Annotated in this window: 3 protein-coding genes; all 3 read left to right on the top strand. The window is 79.6% G+C overall.

Features of this window, described 5'->3' with window-relative positions; all coding sequences use genetic code 11:
• The coding region (locus E2C05_RS33695) for a hypothetical protein (protein ID WP_205083245.1) at positions 1-255 on the top strand (255 nt) is incomplete at its 5' end.
• A complete protein-coding gene (locus E2C05_RS31625; RefSeq protein WP_133223563.1) occupies positions 252-872 on the top strand; it encodes an SCO family protein in 621 nt (206 codons plus the stop codon). The genes E2C05_RS33695 and E2C05_RS31625, both read left to right, overlap by 4 nt.
• Positions 869-1,477, top strand: a complete 609-nt coding sequence (locus E2C05_RS31620; protein WP_133223562.1) for an SCO family protein — start codon at positions 869-871, stop codon at positions 1,475-1,477. Before E2C05_RS31625 ends, E2C05_RS31620 begins: the two co-directional genes overlap by 4 nt.
• Positions 1,478-1,617 lie beyond the last annotated feature (140 nt).

The following is a 1,617-nucleotide window of genomic DNA, read 5'->3' as shown; positions in this document are numbered from 1 at the left end:
GCGGTGCGCGTCCGCCTGGGCGGGCCGGCGGGCGAGCCGGCCTGGCGCGCGGCGCCCGACCTGCGCGCCCGCCTCGTGCAGTTCGCCGGCCACTGGCAGTCGCTGGTGCCGCTGCGGCCGCTCGGCGACGGGCTCTACGAGGCCGAGGTGGCCGCGCCGCGGCCCGGCCCGGTGACGCTCTACGTGGAATCGCCGTCGCTCGGCCTGCAGCCGGGCACGCTGCCGCACATCACGCTGCGGGCGGTGGCGCCATGAGCGGGGTCCTGCTCGGCCGGCGCGCCGCGCTCGGCCTCGCCCTCGGCGGTCTGGCGCTGCCGGCGCAGGCGCATGACGGGCACCACCACGGCACGGCGCCGGCGGTGGCGGCCGGCGGCGTGGCGCGGCTGCGCGGGGCGCTGCCCGATGTGCGCGTCACCGATGCGGCGCGGCAGCGGCGGCGCCTGGTCTCCGAGGTCATCGGGCCGCGCGTCGTCGCCATCGACTTCGTCCTGACCGGCTGCGCCGCGCTCTGCGGCGTGGTCTCCGCCGCCATGGCCGGCGCGCAGGAGATCCTCGGCCCGCGCCTGCCGCGCGAGGCCGGGCTGCTCTCCATCGGGCTCGACCCGCTGGCCGACACGCCGGAGGCGCTGGCGGAGTATGGCGGGCGCTTCGGCGCCGGGCCGGGCTGGAGCCTGGTCAGCATCGCGCCGCCGGCGCTGGACGACGTGCTGCGCCGCCTCGGCGGGCCGCAGCCAGGCGCCGACCATGCGCCGATGGTGGTGGTGCTGGATGCGCGGCGCGGCGAGATCCGGCGGCTGCTCGGCCTGCCGGCGCCGGAGCAGATCGCCGCCGCCGTCGCGGCGGCGCTGGACGGAAGGGGGCCGGCGGCATGAACGGCATGGGACTGACGCGGCGCGGCCTGCTGGCGGGCCTGGCGGCCGGCGGCCTCGCCCGCCCCGCCGCGGCGCTCGACTGCGACGCGCGGGAGCGGGACTACTTCTCCAATGCCGCGCTGACCGACCAGGACGGCCGGGCGGTCCGCTTCTACGAGGACGTGCTGCGGGGCCGCACCGTGCTGGTCGGCTGGATCTTCACCGCCTGCCCCGATGCCTGCCCGCTGCTGGCCGCCCGGAGCCTGTCCATCGTCGATGCGGCGACGGAGCGCGGCGCGGCGCCGCGGCTGGTGCACCTGACCACCGACCCGCGGCGCGACCGGCCCGAGCGGCTGAAATCCTGGGCGGCGAAATACGGCAGCTACCCCGACTGGCGGCTGCTGACCGGCGCGCCGGCCGAGTTGCGCGACGTGGCGCGCCGGCTCGGCCAGGCCGTCGACGAGGAACGCCCCGACCGCCACACCACGCTGCTGATCGCCGGCAACGTCCCGGCGCGGCGCTGGCTGCGCATCCGCCCCGACATGCCGCCCGAGGCGGCGGCGCTGCAACTGGCCGACCTGGCCGCGGCGCCGCCCGTCGCGGACGCGGCCGGCTGCGTCGGGTAGCGGCCATGTCCGGCGCGCCTGGATCCTCGCCGCGGCATCCTGCCGACGGGCACGCCGCGCCGCCGGCGGGCGCCGGGGCACGGCGGTCCGGTCGCGGCGGCGCGGCCGTCCCGGGCCGGGCGGCCATGATGGCGCTCGCC

Origin of the sequence: Paracraurococcus ruber, from assembly GCF_004353985.1 — a bacterium.
In the GTDB taxonomy this organism is placed as follows: Bacteria; Pseudomonadota; Alphaproteobacteria; order Acetobacterales; family Acetobacteraceae; genus Paracraurococcus; species Paracraurococcus ruber.
Note: the sequence above shows the minus strand (reverse complement) of the source record. Positions and strands in the feature narration are given on the sequence as shown.